Origin of the sequence: Mesorhizobium sp. CAU 1732 (genome assembly GCF_039888675.1) — a bacterium.
In the GTDB taxonomy this organism is placed as follows: Bacteria; Pseudomonadota; Alphaproteobacteria; order Rhizobiales; family Rhizobiaceae; genus Aerobium.
Genome location: NZ_JBDQQR010000001.1, coordinates 1484016 through 1503855 on the forward strand (window position 1 = coordinate 1484016; position 19840 = coordinate 1503855).

The 19840-nt window shown below is 63.3% G+C and carries 22 protein-coding genes; 13 read left to right on the plus strand and 9 right to left on the minus strand.

Translation table 11 applies throughout. The annotated features are described in order from the left end of the window. The first annotated feature begins 2 nt into the window (after positions 1 to 2). The 9 genes from AAFN55_RS07270 (at position 3) to rnhA (ending at position 6385) form a co-directional block, all read left to right on the plus strand. Positions 3 to 944, plus strand: a complete 942-nt coding sequence (locus AAFN55_RS07270; protein WP_347798187.1) for a heme o synthase — start codon at positions 3 to 5, stop codon at positions 942 to 944. Positions 945 to 964: 20 nt separating this feature from the next. Continuing rightward, positions 965 to 1105 (plus strand): hypothetical protein, encoded by a 141-nt coding sequence (locus AAFN55_RS07275; protein ID WP_347800298.1) that lies wholly within the window; start codon positions 965 to 967, stop codon positions 1103 to 1105. A gap of 8 nt (positions 1106 to 1113) precedes the next feature. Next, positions 1114 to 1746: a cytochrome c oxidase assembly protein gene (locus AAFN55_RS07280; RefSeq protein WP_347798188.1), complete on the plus strand. Its 633-nt coding sequence runs from the start codon at positions 1114 to 1116 to the stop codon at positions 1744 to 1746. A 1-nt stretch (position 1747) separates the two neighbouring features. Continuing rightward, on the plus strand, positions 1748 to 2626 hold the full coding sequence (locus tag AAFN55_RS07285) for a cytochrome c oxidase subunit 3 (protein WP_347798189.1): 879 nt from the start codon (positions 1748 to 1750) through the stop codon (positions 2624 to 2626). A 90-nt stretch (positions 2627 to 2716) separates the two neighbouring features. Beyond that, the gene (locus AAFN55_RS07290) at positions 2717 to 3115 is read left to right on the plus strand and encodes a DUF983 domain-containing protein (RefSeq protein ID WP_347798190.1); all 399 of its coding nucleotides are present in this window, start codon (positions 2717 to 2719) and stop codon (positions 3113 to 3115) included. A gap of 2 nt (positions 3116 to 3117) precedes the next feature. Further along, complete coding sequence (locus AAFN55_RS07295; RefSeq protein ID WP_347798191.1) at positions 3118 to 3858, plus strand: SURF1 family protein; 741 nt, start codon at positions 3118 to 3120, stop codon at positions 3856 to 3858. Between the two features lie 92 nt (positions 3859 to 3950). After that, complete coding sequence (gene ispH / locus AAFN55_RS07300; RefSeq protein WP_347798192.1) at positions 3951 to 4949, plus strand: 4-hydroxy-3-methylbut-2-enyl diphosphate reductase; 999 nt, start codon at positions 3951 to 3953, stop codon at positions 4947 to 4949. 9 nt (positions 4950 to 4958) lie between these two features. Continuing rightward, positions 4959 to 5927, plus strand: coding sequence for a homoserine kinase (locus tag AAFN55_RS07305; protein WP_347798193.1), 969 nt, complete (start codon positions 4959 to 4961; stop codon positions 5925 to 5927). Then, positions 5924 to 6385, plus strand: coding sequence for a ribonuclease HI (gene rnhA / locus AAFN55_RS07310; RefSeq protein ID WP_347798194.1), 462 nt, complete (start codon positions 5924 to 5926; stop codon positions 6383 to 6385). Before AAFN55_RS07305 ends, rnhA begins: the two co-directional genes overlap by 4 nt. A 7-nt stretch (positions 6386 to 6392) precedes the next feature. Here rnhA and AAFN55_RS07315 read toward each other — a convergent pair whose 3' ends face one another. Next, positions 6393 to 6878, minus strand: coding sequence for a peroxiredoxin (locus AAFN55_RS07315; RefSeq protein WP_347798195.1), 486 nt, complete (start codon positions 6876 to 6878; stop codon positions 6393 to 6395). Positions 6879 to 6976: 98 nt separating this feature from the next. Further along, the gene (locus tag AAFN55_RS07320; protein ID WP_347798196.1) at positions 6977 to 7774 is read right to left on the minus strand and encodes a protein-disulfide reductase DsbD domain-containing protein; all 798 of its coding nucleotides are present in this window, start codon (positions 7772 to 7774) and stop codon (positions 6977 to 6979) included. Positions 7775 to 7915: 141 nt separating this feature from the next. Here AAFN55_RS07320 and AAFN55_RS07325 point away from each other — a divergent pair, with 141 nt between their 5' ends. Beyond that, a complete protein-coding gene (locus AAFN55_RS07325; protein ID WP_347798197.1) occupies positions 7916 to 8521 on the plus strand; it encodes a YqgE/AlgH family protein in 606 nt (201 codons plus the stop codon). A 13-nt stretch (positions 8522 to 8534) separates the two neighbouring features. On the opposite strand, the gene AAFN55_RS07330 is transcribed toward AAFN55_RS07325, so the two are convergent. The 4 genes from AAFN55_RS07330 to thrC are packed head-to-tail and all read right to left on the minus strand — an operon-like array spanning position 8535 to position 14757. Beyond that, entirely contained in the window at positions 8535 to 11414 is a 2880-nt protein-coding gene (locus AAFN55_RS07330; protein ID WP_347798198.1) for an EAL domain-containing protein, read from the minus strand. Positions 11415 to 11436: 22 nt separating this feature from the next. Next, on the minus strand, positions 11437 to 12027 hold the full coding sequence (locus AAFN55_RS07335; RefSeq protein WP_347798199.1) for a GNAT family protein: 591 nt from the start codon (positions 12025 to 12027) through the stop codon (positions 11437 to 11439). Between the two features lie 18 nt (positions 12028 to 12045). Further along, positions 12046 to 13341, minus strand: a complete 1296-nt coding sequence (locus AAFN55_RS07340; RefSeq protein WP_347798200.1) for a pitrilysin family protein — start codon at positions 13339 to 13341, stop codon at positions 12046 to 12048. A gap of 6 nt (positions 13342 to 13347) precedes the next feature. Further along, positions 13348 to 14757 (minus strand): threonine synthase, encoded by a 1410-nt coding sequence (thrC, locus tag AAFN55_RS07345; RefSeq protein ID WP_347798201.1) that lies wholly within the window; start codon positions 14755 to 14757, stop codon positions 13348 to 13350. A 131-nt stretch (positions 14758 to 14888) separates the two neighbouring features. On the opposite strand from thrC, the gene AAFN55_RS07350 reads away from it, so the two are divergent. Continuing rightward, the gene (locus tag AAFN55_RS07350; RefSeq protein ID WP_347798202.1) at positions 14889 to 15449 is read left to right on the plus strand and encodes a hypothetical protein; all 561 of its coding nucleotides are present in this window, start codon (positions 14889 to 14891) and stop codon (positions 15447 to 15449) included. Positions 15450 to 15468: 19 nt separating this feature from the next. Here the strand turns inward: AAFN55_RS07350 and AAFN55_RS07355 are convergent, their stop codons facing one another. Further along, complete coding sequence (locus tag AAFN55_RS07355) at positions 15469 to 16158, minus strand: HAD family hydrolase (protein ID WP_347798203.1); 690 nt, start codon at positions 16156 to 16158, stop codon at positions 15469 to 15471. 159 nt (positions 16159 to 16317) lie between these two features. Between AAFN55_RS07355 and AAFN55_RS07360 the strand changes: the two genes are divergently transcribed. Further along, a complete protein-coding gene (locus AAFN55_RS07360) occupies positions 16318 to 17451 on the plus strand; it encodes a site-specific DNA-methyltransferase (RefSeq protein WP_347798204.1) in 1134 nt (377 codons plus the stop codon). Between the two features lie 8 nt (positions 17452 to 17459). On the opposite strand, the gene AAFN55_RS07365 is transcribed toward AAFN55_RS07360, so the two are convergent. Next, positions 17460 to 18071, minus strand: coding sequence for an HAD family phosphatase (locus AAFN55_RS07365; RefSeq protein ID WP_347798205.1), 612 nt, complete (start codon positions 18069 to 18071; stop codon positions 17460 to 17462). Further along, a complete protein-coding gene (gene mutY, locus AAFN55_RS07370) occupies positions 18068 to 19189 on the minus strand; it encodes an A/G-specific adenine glycosylase (RefSeq protein WP_347798206.1) in 1122 nt (373 codons plus the stop codon). The genes AAFN55_RS07365 and mutY overlap by 4 nt, the downstream gene beginning before the upstream one ends. A 56-nt stretch (positions 19190 to 19245) precedes the next feature. On the opposite strand from mutY, the gene AAFN55_RS07375 reads away from it, so the two are divergent. Beyond that, on the plus strand, positions 19246 to 19749 hold the full coding sequence (locus AAFN55_RS07375) for a DUF721 domain-containing protein (RefSeq protein WP_347798207.1): 504 nt from the start codon (positions 19246 to 19248) through the stop codon (positions 19747 to 19749). Positions 19750 to 19840 lie beyond the last annotated feature (91 nt).

The window sequence follows — 19840 nt, forward strand, 5'->3', positions numbered from 1 at the left end:
GCATGGCCATTGTCGAGAAGACCGGATTTGAAGACGGCGCGTTTCGTGTTTCGGAAGCGCAGGCCGGCGATTACGTCGAGCTGCTAAAGCCGCGCGTGATGTCGCTCGTCGTATTCACAGCCTTTGTCGGGCTGGTGACCGCGCAGACATCCGTCAATCCATTCATCGCCATCTTTTCGATCCTCGCGATCGCGGTCGGCGCGGGCGCGTCCGGCGCGCTCAACATGTGGTACGACGCCGATATCGACGCGATCATGACGCGCACCGCGACGCGCCCGGTTCCGTCGGGCAGGGTGCTTCCGGGTGAGGCGCTGATCTTCGGCCTGTTCCTCTCGGCCTTTTCGGTGATGACGCTCGGCCTCGTCGCGAACTGGCTGGCCGCGAGCCTGCTCGCCTTCACCATCTTCTTCTACGCCGTCATCTATACGATGTGGCTCAAGCGCTGGACGCCGCAGAACATCGTCATCGGCGGTGCCGCGGGGGCATTCCCGCCGATCATCGGCTGGGCTGCTGCGACCGGCCAGATCGGCCTCGAAAGCGTCATCCAGTTCCTCATCATCTTTCTGTGGACGCCGCCGCACTTCTGGGCGCTGGCGCTCTTCAAGTCGGCCGACTATGGCCGCGCCGGCGTACCGATGCTGCCAAACGTTGCCGGCGAGGCATCGACCAAGCGTCAGATCTTCGCCTACACGCTGCTCGTCGCCGTCGTCGGGGTGCTGCCGACGGTGCTTGGCCATGCGAGCCTCGGCTATGGGATCGTTGCCGGCGCTCTCGGGATCGGCTTCGTTTGGTACGCCTGGAAGGTCTTGGCGATGCCCGAGATCGACCGCGTGATGCGACCGGCCAAGGCGCTCTTCGGCTACTCGCTGCTCTATCTCTTCGCCGTCTTCGCTGCACTCCTGGTCGACAGCGTCATTGCGCGCGTCGGGATCGCTGGCTGGTGAGCGTGATGGAGGAAGACCGCGTGCAACTCACCGAGTCCCAGAAGAAGGCTCGCCGCAACCGCTCGGTCGCGATCGCGATCGCGCTGGCATCGCTCGTGGTGATCTTCTACGTCATTACCCTGGTCAAGTTCGGACCGGGAATCCTCAACAGGCCCATGTGAGGATGGCTATGAACCAACCAAAATATACGATGAGCGAGAAGATTCAGCGAACCAATCGCAAGGTTGCGATTGTGTGTGTCGCCTTCTTCGGATCGATGATCGGCATGGCCTATGCGGCTGTTCCGCTCTACCAGCTCTTCTGTCAGGTGACCGGCTACGGCGGCACGACGCAGCGCGTCGAGCAGTATTCGCAGACGATCCTCGACCGCGATATCCAGATCCGCTTCGACGCCAACACGTCAGGCGGCCTGCCATGGCAATTCAAGCCGGTCGATCGCGACACCACGATCAAGATCGGCGAGACGACGCAGGTCGCATACCAGGCCAAGAACATCGCGTCGAAGCCGACGTCGGGCCGCGCGAGCTTCAACGTGACGCCGCAGATGGCGGGCGCCTATTTCATGAAGGTGGAGTGTTTCTGCTTCACCGACAACGAGCTTCAGCCCGGTGAAGCGATGGACATGCCGGTGGTCTTCTATGTCGACCCGGCGATCGTCGATGTGCCCGAGTTGAAGGACATCAAGACGATCACGCTTTCCTATACATTTTTCCCGATCGCAGACCCGGCGCCGCAGACTGCGGCAAAGGTTGATGCGACGGACAAGACGATACCTGGAGCCGATTCCGAATTCGGGGGATGACATGGCAGACGCACACACAAAGAATCACGACTATCACATCATAGATCCCAGCCCCTGGCCGTTCCTCGGCTCAGTCGGCGCCTTCGTCATGGCGATCGGCGGCGTGAGCTGGATGCAGTATCTGCAGGGCAACGAGATGCACATTCTCGGCGTCAACCTCGCGACGCCGTGGATTTTCTTCATCGGCCTCGCACTGGTGCTCTACGTCATGTTCGGCTGGTGGTCGGACACGATCAAGGAAGCCCATGAGGGCCACCACACGAAGGTCGTGTCGCTGCACCTGCGCTACGGGATGATCATGTTCATCGCCTCGGAGGTGATGTTCTTCGTCGCCTGGTTCTGGGCGTTCTTCGATGCGAGCCTGTTCCCCAACGAGGCAGCGCAGGTCGCCCGTGCCGAATTCCTCGGCGGTCAGTGGCCGCCGGCCGGTCTCGAGGTGCTCGATCCGTTCCACCTGCCGCTCTACAACACCGTGATCCTCCTCCTGTCGGGTACTGCCGTCACCTGGGCGCACCACGCGCTTCTGCATGACGACCGCAAGGGCCTGATCTGGGGCCTGACGATCACCGTGCTTCTCGGGGCGCTGTTCTCCTTCGTTCAGGCATACGAATATGCGGTGGCGCCGTTCCAGTTCTCGCAGTCGATCTATGGCGCGACGTTCTTCATGGCGACCGGCTTCCATGGTTTCCACGTCCTGATCGGGACCATCTTCCTGCTCGTCTGCCTGCTGCGTGCGATGGGCGGCGATTTCACGCCGAAGCAGCATTTCGGCTTCGAGGCGGCAGCCTGGTACTGGCACTTCGTCGACGTGGTCTGGCTGTTCCTGTTTGCGGCCATCTACGTGTGGGGTTCCGCCGGCGCGCCGATCTACGCGCATTGAGGCGCGGCCGCGAGTGACTTGAGGAGGCGGCCGTGGCGACACGGCCGCCTCATTTCTTTTGGGGCACATATGCCCGGAAACGGACAGTCGATGAGTGATCACCAAGACCGGGATACCGCCCGCTGGGCACCGGTTGATCCCGTCAGGGCGGGATTGTCGGGGCGCTGCCCCCGCTGCGGCGAGGGCCGCCTGTTCAAGGGGTTTCTCGCGGTCGGCGACCACTGTGGCAATTGCGGTCTCGACTATTCCTTTGCCGATGCCGGCGACGGGCCTGCCGTCTTCGTTATCCTGATCATCGGTTTCCTGGTCGTCGGTCTGGCGCTGTGGATGGAGGTGACGCTCAATCCGCCGCTCTGGGTCCATTTCATGCTCTGGGTTCCCCTGATCCTTGCTCTGGGCTTGACGGCGCTCCGCCTCATCAAGGGCTTGATGATCGTGCTTCAGTACCGCAACCAGGCCGCCGAAGGGCGGATCGAGGAGCGCGAGTGACCATGGCGATTCAGACGCAACGCAGGGGCTCCCAGATCCTGCTCGGGGTGCTGGCGCTGATCGCACTTGCCGCGCTTCTGATGCTGGGGACGTGGCAGGTCGAGCGTCTTCAGTGGAAGAACGATCTCGTCGCCACGATCGACGAGCGTATCCAATCGGATCCACGCCCGCTCTCCGACATCGAAACGCGGTTGGCGACGACCGGCGATGTCGAATACTGGCCTGTTACCGTGGCCGGTGAGTTCCACCATGAGGGCGAACGCCACTTCTTTGCCACCCATGACGGACAATCCGGCTATTTCGTCTATACGCCGCTGGAACTCGATGACAGCAGGCTCCTTCTGGTCAATCGCGGCTTCGTGCCGTTCGACCGCAAGAACCCGGCAACGCGGCAGGAAGGGCAGGCAAGCGGCTGGATGACGATAAACGGGCTTGCGCGCGATCGCCTGACCGAGAAGCCGTCATTCCTGGTCCCGGAGAACGATCCGGCCGGCAATGTCTTCTACTGGAAGGACATCGACGCGATGGCTGCGACGTCGGGCGTCGGTTCGCCGGGCGACTATCTGCCGTTCTTCGTCGATGCCAACGACGCCCCGAACCCCGGCGGGCTTCCGGTGGGGGGCGTGACGATCGTCAGCCTCTCCAACAACCACCTGCAATACGCGGTCACCTGGTACGGACTGGCCGCAGCGCTTTGCGGTGTCGTCGGCGTATGGATGTGGCGGCAGCGGCGGAGTGGATGACCAGAACCGATCGGACGCACGACGATCCAGCGCGACTTGACAGGCGGGACCGTCCGACGCCATCTGCGCCAATGATGAGTGCGACGGACAACATGACGAAACCACCCCTGACGATCAGGCTTTGCGGGCCGCGCGGCTTTTGCGCCGGTGTCGACCGCGCGATCCAGATCGTGGTGCTGGCGCTGAAAAAATACGGCGCGCCGGTCTATGTGCGCCACGAGATCGTGCACAACAAATATGTCGTCGAGGGTTTGCAGGCCAAGGGCGCGATCTTCGTCGAGGAACTGGACGAGATACCGCCGGAGCATCATGCGCAGCCGGTCGTGTTTTCCGCCCATGGCGTGCCGAAATCCGTGCCGGCCGACGCCGAGGCGCGCAACCTCTTCTATCTCGACGCCACATGCCCGCTGGTCTCGAAGGTCCACAAGCAGGCGATGCGCCATCAGCGCAAGGGGCGTCACGTGCTCTTGATCGGTCATGCCGGTCACCCCGAGGTGATCGGCACGATGGGTCAGTTGCCGGAAGGAACCGTCACGCTGGTAGAGACCGAGGACGACGCCGCGCGCCTGCAGCCGAGCGACCCGGAGGCGCTCGGCTTCGTGACCCAGACGACCTTGTCGGTGGAAGACACCGCCGGCATCGTGAAGGCGCTGGCGGATCGCTTCCCGCTCATGCAGGCGCCTGCCGCCGAATCGATCTGCTACGCGACGACGAACCGCCAGGATGCGGTCAAGGAAGCCGCCCCCGGTTCCGACCTGTTCCTTGTCGTCGGCGCCCCGAACTCCTCGAATTCGAAGCGTCTGGTTGAGGTCGCCGAACGCGCCGGTGCCGCGCGCGGTCTCCTCGTGCAGCGCGCGAGCGAGATCCCGTGGGACGAGATCGGCGACATTGCGACGCTCGGCCTCTCGGCAGGTGCGTCCGCGCCCGAGATCATCGTCGACGAGATCATCGACGCTTTCCGCGAACGCTTCGCCGTGTCGGTCGAGCTTGCGGTTACGGCGGAGGAAACCGAGAACTTCCCGGTCAACCGCGTGCTGCGCGACGTGGAACTCACAACGGCCGACATGGCCTTCGTCAACGGCACCGCATAAGAGCCCCCCATGGCCGTCTACACCGACATCACCGAGGCGGAGCTCGGAGCGTTCCTGCAAGGCTACGCGATCGGCGATTTGCTGTCCTACAAGGGCATCGCCGAGGGCACGGAGAACTCGAACTTCATCCTGCACACGACCGGCGGCTCCTACATCCTGACGCTCTACGAGAAGCGTGTGGAGCGTGGCGACCTGCCGTTTTTTCTCGGGCTGATGGAGCATCTGGCGCAGCGTGGCCTGTCATGCCCGCTACCTGTGCGACGCCGCGATGGCGAGGTCATCGGGGAACTGGCCGGCAGGGCGGCTGCGATCATCACGTTTCTCGAAGGCATGTGGCCGCGCCGGCCGACTGCGGCGCACTGCCGGGAAGTGGGTGCAGCACTTGCCGCGATGCATGTTGCCGGAAGCGACTTCGCGCTCACCCGGCCGAATGCTCTGTCGTTGCCGGGATGGCGCACCCTTTGGGACGCATCGCGCGCCCGTGCGGACGAGGTCGAGCCGGGGCTTGAGGCCGAGGTGGCAGGCGATTTCGCGGATCTTGAAGCCGGATGGCCCACGGACCTGCCGCAAGGCGTCATCCACGCCGACCTTTTCCCGGACAACGTGTTCTTTCTCGGCAACGAATTGTCGGGGCTGATCGACTTCTATTTCGCCTGCAACGACATGCTCGCCTATGACGTTGCGACCTGCCTCAACGCCTGGTGCTTCGAGCGCGACCATGCGTTCAATCTCACCAAGGGCACCGCGCTCCTGGCCGGATATCAGAGCGTGCGGCCGCTGAGCGACGCCGAGATCAAGGCGCTGCCGCTGCTCTGCCGTGGCTCCGCGCTGCGCTTCATGCTGACGCGGCTCTACGATTGGCTGACCGTTGCCGACGGGGCGATGGTGCAGAAGCGCGACCCGCTCGAATACATCCGCAAGATGCGGTTTCACCGGCAGATCGCATCGGCCTCGGAATACGGAATCGCAAGACCATGAAATCCATCGAGGTGTTCACCGACGGCGCATGCTCGGGCAATCCCGGCCCCGGCGGCTGGGGTGCGATCCTCCGCTTCACCGGCAAGACGAAGGAGCTTTCCGGCGGAGAGGCGGACACCACCAACAACCGCATGGAATTGATGGCCGCGATCTCGGCCCTCAACGCTTTGAAGGAGCCGTGCGCCGTCGATCTCTACACGGACAGCAAATACGTCATGGACGGCATTTCCGGCTGGATCGAGGGTTGGAAGCGCAATGGCTGGAAGACGGCCGCCAAGCAGCCGGTCAAGAACGTCGAGCTTTGGCAGGCGCTGGACGAAGCGCGCAAGCGCCACAAGGTGACGTGGCATTGGGTAAAGGGACATGCCGGCCATGAGGAGAACGAGCGGGCGGATGAACTCGCCCGCCTCGCAATGGCGCCCTTCAAGAAGAAGCCGGCACGCAGCGCCGGCTTCTGATTCAGGCTCAGAGCTGCTCGAGAATCTTCGCAGCGCCGGATTCCACGGCCTTGCCGGGCGAATCCTCGATGTTGAGTTCCTTCACGACGCCGTCTTCGACAATCATCGAGAAACGCTTGGAACGAACGCCAAGACCGCCTGCGGACAGGTCCATGTCGAGGCCGGTGGCCTTCGCGAAAGTGCCGTTACCGTCTGCCAGGAACTGGATCTTGCCTTCGCCGCCGGTGAAGCGCGCCCATGCCGTCATGACGTGCTGGTCGTTGACGGAGACAACGGCGATGCTGTCCACGCCCTTGGCGAGGATCGCGTCGTGATTCTCCAGGTAGCCCGGCAGATGATTGTTGCTGCAGGTCGGAGTGAACGCGCCGGGCACGCCGAACAGAACCACCTTCTTGCCGGCGAAAAGCTCGCTCGTGGTGATGTCTTTCGCGCCATCTGGCGTGACCGTCTTGAAGGTTGCGTCTGGTAGTTTCTGGCCTACGGCGATCGTCATGCTTGACCTCGGTTCGATGGGATCTGGAAACAAAGATAATTGTTCAGGTCTGCACGGTTATCGGGTCGCGACGGCGATGACAACCACCGCTCTGCAACTCACGGCAGTGTCAGCGTGCCGCTCACCGCGCCTTCTGTCGTCACCAGCGTGTAGGGGATCGGCGCGTGTTCGTCTTCGCCCGGCGTCCGATCGATGATCGGTACGGTATAGGATCGGCCGTCGCCCTTTCGCGACTGTTCCGGGGTGCCCAGCGCAAGCGCGCGCGTGCCGGCCACAAAGATGTCGACAACCTCCACGCCTTCCGGAACCTCCGCCTCGATGGCAAGGGCGGCATTCTTCGCCCCGGTCAATCGCGCTCCGAAATCCGGTTCGGCTGGCTTGGGGATGGCCGCAAATGCTGCCGCGACGACCGCCGCATGTTCGGGATTGCCGGGCTCTGATGTTGGGTCGATCGTCAGTTTGGCCTGGACAGGAATGCAGATCGTCTCGCACACGCCCAGAAACGCGCTCGCTTCGAGGGGGCCGTCTTCGCCGCCAACCCGCAACGTCACGGCGAGCGAGACCGGCTCGTCGTATCCTGCCCATAGCGCGTACCCGTCATCAAAGCGCTTGGGTGCGGGAAACCCGATATCCATGATCTGCGCCGTCGTGCCTGAACCGATGTCGAGCGTCGGAGGTACCCCGGAATCGCCCGGATCGCGCCAATAGGTCTTCCAACCCGGCTCCAGCCGTACCTCCAGCGCGCCGCGAATCAGGCCCTGTTCGTCGGGCGCCCCGCTGGTGACAAGGCGAATGCCGGCGCCTTCCACTGTGTGCCACGCGCTGGACGACGCATGGGCAGCGGCCGAGGAAAGGGCGATAGCGGTGCCGGCGAGAAGGGTACGAACGAAATTCATGGGCGGAACTTCTCTGCAATCAGCGTATTTGGCAAATGAACCCCGCATGAGCGCCATCATAAAACCGTGAGAGCAGCGGGGGTACGAATTGGCAAGGCAAGATGCCTTTCAAGGCGCGGTGAAACGGGTTAGCTTCCTATCATGGACATTCTGGGCCGAAAGTCGTCCGCCAAGCGCGGCTTCCTAGACGACCAGTTCCTCATCGCCATGCCCGGCATGAAGGACGAGCGTTTCGCGCGTTCGGTGATCTACATCTGCGCCCACAGTGAAGAGGGCGCGATGGGGCTGATCATCAATCAGGTCCAGCAGATGCTGTTTCCGGATTTGCTCGTTCAACTGGGCATCCTCGACGAGCAGCAGGCGATCCGCCTTCCGGCCAATGCCCGCGATCTGGTCATCCGTCATGGCGGCCCGGTCGATCGCAGCCGCGGTTTCGTGTTGCACAGCGACGATTACATGGTCGAATCGTCGATGCCTGTCTCCGAGGAAATCTGCCTGACCGCGACAGTGGATATCCTGCGCGCCATCTCGGCTGGAACCGGCCCGCAGCACGCGCTGATGGCGCTCGGCTATTCCGGCTGGGGCGCCGGCCAGCTCGAGCACGAGATTGCCGAGAACGGCTGGCTCACATGCCCGGCGAACATCGATCTTCTGTTCGATCCGGACATCGACCGCAAATACGACCGCATCCTCGCATCGATCGGCGTCAATCCCGCTCATCTGAGCATCGATGCGGGGCACGCCTGAAGGTCTTCGCGTCTCAGGCCTGAACCAGCGGATACTGCTCCTTGAGAAGCTTGATGGCCGCGTCCGCCTGCATGGGCGGGCCGAACATGAAGCTCTGGACGTATTCGCAGCCCATCTGCCGCAGTTCCAGCGCATCGCTCTCGTCGGTCACGCCTTCCGCGACGACCGACAGGCCGAGTTCGTGCGCCATGTTCACCATCGAGCGCAGCAAAACGGACCGCTTCGGGCTCGAATCGTCGATGAAGCTCTTGTCGATCTTGATCGTGTCGAACGGGAAGCGGGTCAGGTACGCAAGCGACGAGTAGCCGGTTCCGAAATCGTCGAGCGACAGGCCGATGCCGAGTTGCTTGAGCTTGTTCAGGATGTGCGCCGACTGCTCGGGATTGTCCATCACGAGCGATTCGGTGAGTTCGAGGCGGAAGCAGCGCGGCTTCAAATTCGCCCGCGCCACGACCGAGCGCACGTCGCTGACGAGATCGCGCCGGATAAGCTGGCGGCTCGACAGATTGACCGACACCGACAGCGGCACGTCGCCGATCTGCTTTTGCCATGAGACGAGGTCGTCTGCGGCCTGTTGCATCGCGAACAAGCCAAGCTGCACGATCAGGCCGCAGCTTTCGGCCACCGGGATGAAGTCGCTCGGCGGAATCGGCCCGCGACGTGGATGATCCCAGCGCAGGAGCGCTTCGAAGCCGGCGATCGAGCGGTCTTCCAGGCGCACGATCGGCTGATAGGCAAGCCGGAGTTCCGAGCGCTCCACGGCACGGCGAAGATCGGATTCCAGTTGCAGCCGGTCCGTGCCGACGGAGCGGAACGCCGGCCGGAACGGTTCGATCCGGTCGCCGCCGAAGCGCTTTGCCTGATGCATCGCAAGTTCCGCGTCCTTGACCATGTCCTCCGCGCTCGACTGCGAGGAGTTCCACGACACGAGGCCTATGGATGCCGCCAGAACGATCTCGCGCTTGGCAAAGGTTATCGGCGCGCTGATCGCCTGCTTGATCGCTTCCGCGACACCCGCCACGCGGGCGGGATCATGCTCGGACAGAACGAGCATCGCGAACTGGTCGCCGGCAAAGCGCGACAGCGAATCGCGCGGCTTGAGCAGGCGGTGAAGGCGTCGCGCGATCGTCAGGAGGATCGTGTCGCCTGCGGATATGCCAAGGCCGTCATTGACCTGCTTGAAGCGGTCGATGTCGATGACGATGACCGTTGGTTTCACGGACTCTTCGGTCTTGGCAATCGAGATGACCGCTTCGAGCCGGTTCAGGAAGAGCTCGCGCGAGGGTAGGCCGGTGAGATTGTCGTGCACCGCATCATGAAGCAGGCGTTCCTCGGCCTTCTTCTGTTCGGTGACGTCCACCAGCGTGCCGACGCAGCGGATGATCTCCCCGTCCGAGCCGATGACGGGCCGCGCCCGCAAGGCGAACCAGTGATAGTGCCCGTCCGCGCCGCGCAGGCGGAAAGATTGCGACACGCGCCCGCGACGATGTTCCAGGATCACGTCGAGGGTCGTGCGGAACGTATCGCGGTCGTCCGAATGCAGAACCGGCAGCCAGTTGCGGGCAGGGCCGTGCAGACTGTTTGCGGGCAGGCCGAGCTGGCGGCTGATGTCCGGCTTGGTGACGACGCGGTCGCGCAGCACGTCCCAGTCCCACACGATGTCGCCGGAACCGGTAACGGCCAGCGCCTGGCGCTCCATGTCGCTGAACAGACCCTGATGAAGCGCGCCGCCGGCGAAGGCGTGCTGCATGACCGTGAAGCCGATCAGCAGGATGATCAGGATCAGCCCGCCGCCCAGCGCCGGCTGGACGATGTCGTTGTCGAGCGAACCGGTGACCGCCATCCACGAGCCGACGAGCCAGACGAGGATCATCAGCCAGCTCGGCACCAGCATGATCGCGCGGTCATAGCCTTTGAAGGCGAAATAGGTGATCAGGCCGACGCCGGCCACGGCTGTCAGCGCAAAGGAAAAGCGCGCGATGCCGGACGCAATGGGTGGATCGAAGACGGCGACACCCGCCAGCATGATCAGCGCCAGCACCCAGACCAGCGCTCCGTAGCTGAAATGCAGATGCCATCGATTGAGATTGAGATAGGTGAACAGGAAGACCACGAAGGTCGCCGCAAGCGCCACCTCCGTGCCCGCTCGCCATAATTGTTCGCTGCCGGCGGTGATGTCGAGAAGCTGGTTCAGGAAGCCGAAATCGATGCAGATATAGGCAAGGACAGCCCAGGACAGCGCCGCCGTTGCGGGGAACATCGACGTGCCCTTCACCACGAACAGGATCGTGAGGAACAGCGCCAGAAGACCCGCGATGCCGATCACGATGCCGCGGAACAGCGTGTAGGAATTGGTCGTGTCCTTATAGGCCTCCGGCTCCCATAGATAGATCTGCGGCAGCTTGGGCGAGGACAGTTCGGCGATAAACGTGACGATTGAGCCGGGGTTCAGCGTGACCTGGAACACGTCCGCCGAGCGGTTCGCCTGACGATCGAGCGTGAAGCCCTCGCTGGGCGTGATCGCCGCGATGCGGTTCGATCCGAGGTCGGGCCAGATCAGGCCGGAACCCACCAGCCGGAAATGCGGCGCGACGATCTGGCGATCGAGCTGCTGATCGGTGGTGTTGGCAAGCGCGAACACGGCCCAGTCGCCGCTCGATCGCTCATCCAATGCCTCGACTTCGATGCGGCGCACGATGCCGTCGATGCCGGGCGCGGTGGAAACCTGAAAGTTCTCGCCCTGGTCGCGGTAGATCTCGACAGCGCCCGACAGGTCGAGCGCGACGTCTTCGCGGGTGATCTTGATCGGCTCGATCGCGAAGGCCGGAAGGGCTGCGAGCACGCTCAACAGAACGGCAAGAACCGCACTGACGAGCCATTGTCCCGTTCGCACCGTAACCCTCAACGTGTCAGCCTCATATCCTGTCGGCCCGATGCTCGTCCGCAATCAGGGAGTAGATGAAGTGGTCCTGCCAGATGCCGTTGATACGCAGGTAGGAACGCAACAGTCCTTCACGCGCGAATCCGGCTTTTTCAAGCACGCGGATCGATCGCGCATTCGCTGGAATACAGGCCGCCTCGATCCGGTGCAACCTCATGGCCCCGAACGCGTGGGAAATCAGCACCTGTATTGCGTCCTGCATATAGCCCTGGCCGGCGTAACGCTCTCCCATCCAGTAGCCGATCTGCGCGGATTGGGAGACGCCGTAGCGGATGTTGCCGATGGTGATTCCACCGATCAGCCGTCTCTGGACTGTTTCGAAGATCAGGAAGGCGATCGCCGAGCCGGCCTCGTATTCTTCCCGATAGCGCTTCACGCGTCGTCGCCAGCCGGCGCGCTCGAGCTCGTCGCTCGACCATTGCGGCTCCCACGGCTCCAGAAAACCGCGGCTCTCGCGACGGAGTGCCGCCCATTCGTGATAATCCGACGATTGCGGCACGCGCAGCGCCACTCGCGACCCGTTAAGTTCCGGCAGGTCGCGGCGAAAGAACGGCAAGGCCAGCACGAGGGCTCCGGCCGCCTGTCAGACGGCGCGCTTGCGCGGGGCCGCCGAGGCGGATCCCATGAGCTTGTCGCTGATGCTCTCATAGACCGGCAACGAACCGACCGGCCCGACAGCCGCCACGGTCGGCTTGGTGGAAAACATCCGGTAGGAAAGATCGGTCAGGCGCTCGACGGTGAGCTTGGACAGTCGGTCGACCAACTCTTCGGTCCCGATCGGCCGTCCGAACAGCAGCATCTGGCGCGCGATCTGCGAGGCGCGGCTTGCAGCACTCTCGTGCGACATCATCAGGCCTGCGCGATACTGGGCGCGGGCGCGGTTGAGCTCTTCGGGCAGGATGGATTCGCCCGTTCGCTGAAGCTCGTTGATGATCACCGGCACCAATTCGGCGATGTCGCCCTTGCCGGTGGCCGCATGGACGCCGAAGATGCCGGTATCCGAGAAGCCCCAATGGAAGGCGTATACCGAGTAGCACAGCCCGCGACGCTCGCGCACTTCCTGGAAGAGCCTCGACGACATGCCGCCGCCCAGGATCATCGACAGGACCTGCGAGGCGTAGAAATCGCGCACATGATAGGCGCGGCCCTCGAAGCCGAGCACGATCTGCGCGTCCATCAAATCGCGGTTCTCGCGGAAATCTCCGCCGACATAGGACGCGAACTGCTCCGGTTCCGTTTTCGCGGTCGCGCGGAACGTACCGAGACGTTTCTCGACCTCGCGCACGAAATCGTCATGCGCGACACCGCCGGCTGCCACGACCACCATGCGGTCGGCGCCGTATTGACGCTCGATGAAATCGTGAAGCTGCTTCGAGGTGAAGGATTGCACCGTTTCCGGCGTGCCGAGGATGGAGCGGCCGATCGTCTGGTGACGGAATGCCGTCTCCGTGAAGCGGTCGAAGACGATGTCGTCTGGCGTGTCGTGGGCTGCACCGATCTCCTGCAGGATCACATGCTGCTCGCGCTCGAGCTCGGCTGGATCGAACTTCGAATCGGTCAGGATGTCGGCGAGGATGTCGATGGCCAGGGGCACATCGTCCTTGAGAACCCGCGCATAGAACGCTGTCGTCTCGACACTGGTGGCGGCATTTATCTCGCCGCCGACGTCCTCGATCTCCGAGGCGATCTTCCACGCATTGCGACCGCCGGTACCCTTGAACGCCATGTGTTCGAGGAGGTGCGCAAGGCCATGTTCGTCGTCGCGTTCGTTACGCGCGCCGGACTTGACCCAGACTCCCAAGGCAACGGATTCGATGTGTGGAAGGGTTTCGGTGGCGACTGTCAGGCCGTTCGACAGACGGCTTACCTCAACACCCATATGGGCTTAACTCCCTGAACGCTGGCGAGCCGCTCTCGTGTGGCGGCTAATGTGATCTTCCAACATTTTCGGGTCGGAGGGAAGCACCGTAAACTTTTCGGGGCGCTCCATGAGATTTCCGAGCCATGACGGAAGGGAAGGTGAGACGCCGCACGCCGCTTCGACCGCTGCGGGGAACTTGGCCGGGTGCGCGGTGGACAGAACCACCATCGGCACATCGCCGCGATGTTCACGCGCGACCTTCATCGCGGTGGCGGTATGCGGGTCCGCCAGATAGCCGGATTTGGCGAGCACGCTTCGGATCGTGGCCGCCGTTTCCTCCATCGAGGAGCGCCCCGCGTCGAAGCCCGACCGGATCGTCTCCAACTCGTCGTCGCCGATCGTGAAGCGTCCGGACTGCCGCAGGCCCTGCATGTAGCGGATCACGGTGTCTGCGTTGCGACCCGATGCCTCGAACAGCAGGCGCTCGAAATTCGAAGAAACCTGGATGTCCATCGACGGCGAGGTGGTTTCGATGACGCCGCGCGTCTCGTAGACGCCGGTGTCGAGGGTGCGCGCGAGAATGTCGTTGTCGTTCGTGGCGATCACCAGCCGCTCGACCGGCAGGCCCATCTGCCTGGCTGCGTAGGCCGCGAAGATGTCGCCGAAATTTCCGGTCGGCACCGTGAACGAGACCGGCCGGTCGGGTCCGCCGAGCGAGAAGGCCGAGGAGAAGTAATAGACGATCTGGGCCATGATGCGCGCCCAGTTGATCGAGTTCACGCCCGAGAGCGCGACGCCATCGCGGAAGGCGTGGTGGTTGAACATCCCCTTCACGAGATCCTGACAATCGTCGAAATTGCCTTCGATGGCCAGTGCGTGGACGTTCGGTGCGGTCGATGTCGTCATCTGCCGCTGCTGGACGGGCGACACCTTGCCATGCGGGAAGAGGATGAAGATATCGGTGCGGTCGCGGCCGGCGAAGGCATCGATCGCAGCGCCGCCGGTATCGCCCGATGTCGCCCCCGCGATCGTTGCGCGCTCGCCGCGTTCCGCCAGGACGTGGTCCATCAGGCGGGCGAGGAGTTGCATCGCCACGTCCTTGAAGGCGAGCGTCGGGCCGTGGAAGAGCTCGAGCACGAACTCGTTTTCGCCGGTCTGCACGATCGGGCACACAGCGTCATGGCGGAAGGTCGCGTAGGCTTCGCGAACGATGCCTGCAAAAACCGCATCATCGATCTCGCCTTTGACAAATGGCGTCAGAAGCCGGACCGCAAGGTCCGGATAGGACAGTCCGCGCATGGCGCGCAGTTCGGCCGCCGTATAGCGGGGCCACTCGGCCGGCACGTAGAGACCGCCGTCGCGCGCCAGTCCCGCGAGCAGAACATCCCGAAAGCCAAGTTCGGGGGCGCTCCCCCGGGTGCTCACATAGCGCATGGTTGCTGGTCCTTGGTTGAGGCCGGGATGGCGGTTTGCGAAAAACCGCATGGTACCCGTCGCAATTTCGATGCGGCGTTGGTATAGAACGCCAGCTTTACATGAGGGAAGTGCAGTTCATGGGGTCGAGAGTGATTGATCGCAAAAAGCTGACATATATGGCGGCTATGGGTTTTATGCTTGCCGTCGCGGGTTGCCAATCCGGCGACGGGGCGGGAGCGCTGAACCTCGGAGGACGCGGTGCGCAGGCCCAGTCTGTCGACAACCGCCCCACGCAGGAGGACCTTCTCGCTTATTGCCCGAGCGTCGATGTGCAGGATAGCGCAGCGATCCATCCGTCCTATCAGAGAGGCGGAGATGGCGACGCGACCAAGCTCGTCTACCAGGCCTCCCTCAGCGAAGCGACCCGAAGCTGCGCTCATCAGGGCGGTGTGATCGGCATGACGATCGCGGTTGCGGGGCGTGTCATTCCGGGCCCTGTCGGGACCACCGGCACGATCAACTTGCCGATACGCGTCACGGTGTTCCAAGGTTCGACCGAGATTTCGTCGCAGGTCTACCAGCATCCCGTCAGCATCGCGGACACTGCCGGCGCCACGCAGTTCGTGTTCACCGACACCAATGTCTCAGTGCCGAATGCCGGTCAGCAAAACATCCGCGCCGTCGTCGGCTTCGAGAAGGCAGCGCGCTGAGCGCATAGGGCGCAAGGCCCTACGCGTCTTCCGACCATTCCGACAGAGCGGCGACGACGGCCGGAAAATCCGCCCAGCGGCGAATGACCGTTTCCGCGCCGGCCTCGGTGAGCATGTCGGCATGGCCGGGATGGCTGTGCGACGCACCGGTGAAGCCGATGACCCGCATTCCGGCCGAACGCGCGCCGGCGACCCCGTGAACCGAATCCTCCACCACGAAAGTCTTACGCGGATCGGCTTCCATGACGCTGGCGGCGTGCAGGAACACATCGGGCGCTGGCTTGGGTTTGGCGGACGGAGTGTCCAGCGACGAGAAGATCCGTCCCTCGAAAAAGGGCAGAAGCTGCGTGCGCGTCAGCATCGCCTCGAGCCTCGATGACCCCGAATTCGAGCAGATGCAGCGCTTCGTCGTGACGGAGGCCACGGCCTCGTGGACGCCTTCGATGGCGCGCACTTCGTTGCGCAGCTTGCGATCGACCATCGCTTCCGCTTCGTCGATCAGGGTCGCCTGGAAAAGCTGCTGCGATTCCTTCTCGATGCGAAGCATGATGTCGCGAAACGTCAGGCCGGCGTAGAGCCTTGCCAGGTCTTCCGGCTCGATCTCGTATCCCGCGGCGGTGAGAAGCTCCGCCTCCACGCGCGCGGCGATGATCTCTGAATCGACGAGAACGCCGTCGCAGTCGAAGATGATAAGGTCGGTCCGGGACATCGGTAAGCCTTCTCCAGGGGAGTGTCGGAAACGGTTTCGGGGGTCGGACGGGGGCTTACACCATCATCGCCGAAGCGGCAAATGCGGCGACTTCATGAAATATTTACGCAACGAGGTAACCATAACAGACAGTAACCAGTAACGCGTTTCGGTGTGTCCATGTCAGCTGTCCGTCAACTCGGCGACCTTTCCCATGCAGCCTCTTCAGCCGATTGGCTGGACACGATCCTGAAGGGCGACTGCGTCGCGGCGCTCGAACGGCTGCCGGAAAAATGCGCGGACGTCATCTTCGCCGACCCGCCCTACAATCTTCAGCTCGATGGTGATCTCCACCGTCCCGATCAGTCCAAGGTGGATGCTGTCGACGACGACTGGGACCAGTTCGAGAGCTTTGCCGCGTATGATGCGTTCACCCGCGCCTGGCTGCTCGCGGCAAAGCGCGTGCTGAAGCCGAACGGCACGATCTGGGTCATCGGCTCCTATCACAACATCTTCCGCGTCGGCGCGATCATGCAGGATCTGGGCTTCTGGATCCTGAACGACGTGGTGTGGCGCAAGACGAACCCGATGCCGAACTTCCGTGGCCGCAGGTTCCAGAACGCGCATGAGACGATGATCTGGGCATCGCGGGACCCGAAGGCGAAGGGCTATACCTTCAACTACGATGCCATGAAGGCGGCCAATGACGACGTCCAGATGCGCTCGGACTGGCTTTTCCCGATCTGCACCGGCGGCGAGCGCCTCAAGAACGACAATGGCGACAAGCTGCACCCGACCCAGAAGCCGGAAGCGCTTCTCGCCCGCGTGCTCCTGTCCTCGACGAAGCCCGGCGATGTCGTGGTCGACCCGTTTTTCGGTTCAGGCACGACGGGTGCCGTCGCCAAGCGCCTCGGCCGCCACTTCGTGGGCTGCGAGCGAGAGCAGGACTACATCGATGCTGCACTGGACCGCATCGCGCATGTGAAGCCGCTCGGCGCGGCCGAGCTGGAAGTCATGTCGGGCAAACGCGCCGAGCCGCGCGTTGCCTTCGTCAGCCTGCTCGACGCCGGCCTGATGAAGCCGGGCACCAAGCTGTTCGATGCACGCCGCCGCTGGACCGCGACGGTCCGGGCCGATGGCACGATCGCGACGAGCGAGTTCTCCGGCTCCATCCACCGCGTGGGCGCGCAGTTGCAGGCGCTCGACTCATGCAATGGCTGGACCTTCTGGCACTATGAGCGCAGCGGCGGCCTGACCTGCATCGACGAACTGCGCCGCATCGCGCGCCTCGGCATCGAACGCGCCGGGGCCTGAGGCTCGGCCTAGGCTGCTATGCCGTATCGCGCCAAATCGGCCCGCAGCGTCTCGGCGTCCTGGAAAAGAACTGCGTTCCAGCCGGCGCGTTTCGCGCCGTCCACGTTCTTCTGGCTGTCGTCGATGAAGAGCGTCGAGGCTGGTTCCAGCCCGAAACTGCTCGCGTGAAGGTCAAAAATCTTCTCGTCCGGCTTGATCAGCTTGACTTCGCCCGAGACTGTCACCCCGCGCGGGCGGTTGAGAAACGGAAAGATGTTTCGCGCCTCAACGAAGGTGTCGGCGGCGAAATTGGTCAGCATCGTCACGTCATGTCCCGCATCGATCAAACCTTCCATGATCGCGACGGAATCCTCGTAGGCATGCGGCACCATCTCATGCCAATGCCGCCTGAACGACCGGATATTGTCGTGTTCGTCGGGATGCCGCTCGATGAGCAGCGCCTCCGCCTCCTCCCATGAGCGGCCACGGTCCTGCTCGACGTTCCAATCACTGGTGCAGACTTCCGCGAGGAACCACGTGCGCTTGTCGTCGTCGGCGATCAGGCGGCGGAATGGCAGTTCCGGATCGTAATGGATCAGCACCTTGCCGATGTCGAAGACGATGTGGCGGATTTCGGTCATGGCATTCTCTTCGCGTGTTTATGGCTGGCGGTTGCACCGGGGATAGCAATCTCGATTGCCTTCTTCATGACAGTCGGAAGCGCTTCACCCGGAAGGTCTTCAGGCGCGGACCACCACCAGCCCGCCGGCGCTTCGATGTCGAGGGAATCGGCGCGGTAGACGTCCAGCATAAGCGAGAAATGCGTGAAGACGTGGCTGGTCGTGCCCGATGCCCGCCATTTGGCGGGAAACGGTGCCGCCTCGGTGCCGAGCGCGCCGTCCTGCCGCGACGTCCAGGCAGAATTCGGCGGCTCCGCCATGCCGCCGAGAAGTCCCGTCGCAACGCGTTTGCGAAGCAACACGGCACCATCGCTGCGGACCGCGATGAAAGCCGCGCCGCGCCGCGCCGGCTTCTCCGTCTTCGCGGCCTTCACGGGGAACCGTTCCGGATCACCCGTTCGGAGCGCGTCGCAATTGTCGTTGACTGGGCAAAGCATGCATTTGGGGCGTCTTGGCGAGCAGATCGTCGCGCCGAGGTCCATCATTGCCTGCGCGAAGTCGCCTGGTCGCTCAGTCGGCAGCATTGCCGCGACGCGTGCCTTGATCTCGGCCTTGGCTGCGGGCAGGGGTGTATCGATCGCGTAAAGTCGCGACACCACGCGTTCGACATTTCCGTCCACGACCGCCGCCGGCTTCGCGAATGCGATCGCCGCGATCGCCGCCGAAGTATAGGCGCCGATGCCCGGCAACGCGCGCAAGCCTTCCTCCGTGTCGGGAAAGCGGCCGCCATGATCATCGACGATCACCGCCGCGCAGGCCTTCAGATTTCGTGCGCGGGAATAGTAGCCGAGCCCGGCCCAGGCCTTCATGACATCGTCGGTGTCGGCAGCGGCAAGGGCCTCGACGGTCGGCCAGGCTGCGAGAAATCGCGCGAAGAACGGCTTCACCGCCTCGATCGTCGTCTGCTGGAGCATGATTTCCGACAGCCAGATGCGGTAGGGATCGGGGCGCTCGCCGGCAGCGATGGCGCGCGGCGGCGTGCGCCAGGGCAGGTCGCGATGATGGGAATCGTACCATGCAAGCAGCGCGATCGCGTTGCCGTGATTTCCGTCCAGATTGCTGCTAGCCTGTGGCGACATCGATCCTTAAACCGTCCCTCTCGCGGCTTTGGCCCGCAAAGGAAGCAGAGACGCTCATGACAGGGAAACGCCGGAACGGCAATGCGGTGCCAGTCAGCGATCTCGCCGTTGATATCCTTGATCCGATTCTGCGCAAGCGCGCCGGCATAACGATCGGTCTCGTCCAGTCCTGGGAAGAGATCGTGGGCGACAGGCTCGCCGCGAGCTCGCGGCCGGAGAAGATTTCCTGGCCGCGCCGCATGAACGAGGATGATCCGTTCGAGCCGGCGACGCTCATCATCGCCTGCGAAGGGGCGTCCGCGTTGCGTCTCCAGCATGAGACCGGCGAGATTATCTCGCGGGTCAACGGCTTCCTGGGCTTCGCCGCGGTGGGCCGTATCAAGATCGTCCAGAAGCCGGTCGGGACACCCCAGAAGCACCGACCGCAACTGCGGCCTCTCACAGCCCCGGAGACCCAGCGTCTGGACCGCATGGTCGGCGAAATCGAGGATGAAGGGCTGCGCGAAGCGCTCGCACGGCTCGGACGCTCCGTGATGGGCGAGAAGAAGAGGCCTGGCTAAAGCATGTCCCCCAAAAGTGGGAACCGGTTTTGGGATAAGGACATGCATAAAACAGAGACCTAAAGCGGTGGAAGCGATCCCGAAGGATCGC

What these genes read in the sequence shown, in the direction of transcription:
- AAFN55_RS07295 (WP_347798191.1), top strand. Translation starts at nt 3,118, where the DNA reads ATGGCGATTCAGACGCAACGCAGGGGCTCCCAGATCCTGCTCGGGGTG.
- ispH (WP_347798192.1), top strand. Translation starts at nt 3,951, where the DNA reads ATGACGAAACCACCCCTGACGATCAGGCTTTGCGGGCCGCGCGGCTTT.
- AAFN55_RS07375 (WP_347798207.1), top strand. Translation starts at nt 19,246, where the DNA reads ATGACAGGGAAACGCCGGAACGGCAATGCGGTGCCAGTCAGCGATCTC.
- AAFN55_RS07320 (WP_347798196.1), bottom strand. Translation starts at nt 7,774, where the DNA reads ATGAATTTCGTTCGTACCCTTCTCGCCGGCACCGCTATCGCCCTTTCC.
- AAFN55_RS07315 (WP_347798195.1), bottom strand. Translation starts at nt 6,878, where the DNA reads ATGACGATCGCCGTAGGCCAGAAACTACCAGACGCAACCTTCAAGACG.
- AAFN55_RS07365 (WP_347798205.1), bottom strand. Translation starts at nt 18,071, where the DNA reads ATGACCGAAATCCGCCACATCGTCTTCGACATCGGCAAGGTGCTGATC.
- AAFN55_RS07340 (WP_347798200.1), bottom strand. Translation starts at nt 13,341, where the DNA reads ATGGGTGTTGAGGTAAGCCGTCTGTCGAACGGCCTGACAGTCGCCACC.
- rnhA (WP_347798194.1), top strand. Translation starts at nt 5,924, where the DNA reads ATGAAATCCATCGAGGTGTTCACCGACGGCGCATGCTCGGGCAATCCC.
- AAFN55_RS07270 (WP_347798187.1), top strand. Translation starts at nt 3, where the DNA reads ATGGCCATTGTCGAGAAGACCGGATTTGAAGACGGCGCGTTTCGTGTT.
- AAFN55_RS07360 (WP_347798204.1), top strand. Translation starts at nt 16,318, where the DNA reads ATGTCAGCTGTCCGTCAACTCGGCGACCTTTCCCATGCAGCCTCTTCA.
- AAFN55_RS07285 (WP_347798189.1), top strand. Translation starts at nt 1,748, where the DNA reads ATGGCAGACGCACACACAAAGAATCACGACTATCACATCATAGATCCC.
- mutY (WP_347798206.1), bottom strand. Translation starts at nt 19,189, where the DNA reads ATGTCGCCACAGGCTAGCAGCAATCTGGACGGAAATCACGGCAACGCG.
- AAFN55_RS07355 (WP_347798203.1), bottom strand. Translation starts at nt 16,158, where the DNA reads ATGTCCCGGACCGACCTTATCATCTTCGACTGCGACGGCGTTCTCGTC.
- AAFN55_RS07280 (WP_347798188.1), top strand. Translation starts at nt 1,114, where the DNA reads ATGAACCAACCAAAATATACGATGAGCGAGAAGATTCAGCGAACCAAT.
- AAFN55_RS07305 (WP_347798193.1), top strand. Translation starts at nt 4,959, where the DNA reads ATGGCCGTCTACACCGACATCACCGAGGCGGAGCTCGGAGCGTTCCTG.
- thrC (WP_347798201.1), bottom strand. Translation starts at nt 14,757, where the DNA reads ATGCGCTATGTGAGCACCCGGGGGAGCGCCCCCGAACTTGGCTTTCGG.
- AAFN55_RS07290 (WP_347798190.1), top strand. Translation starts at nt 2,717, where the DNA reads ATGAGTGATCACCAAGACCGGGATACCGCCCGCTGGGCACCGGTTGAT.
- AAFN55_RS07325 (WP_347798197.1), top strand. Translation starts at nt 7,916, where the DNA reads ATGGACATTCTGGGCCGAAAGTCGTCCGCCAAGCGCGGCTTCCTAGAC.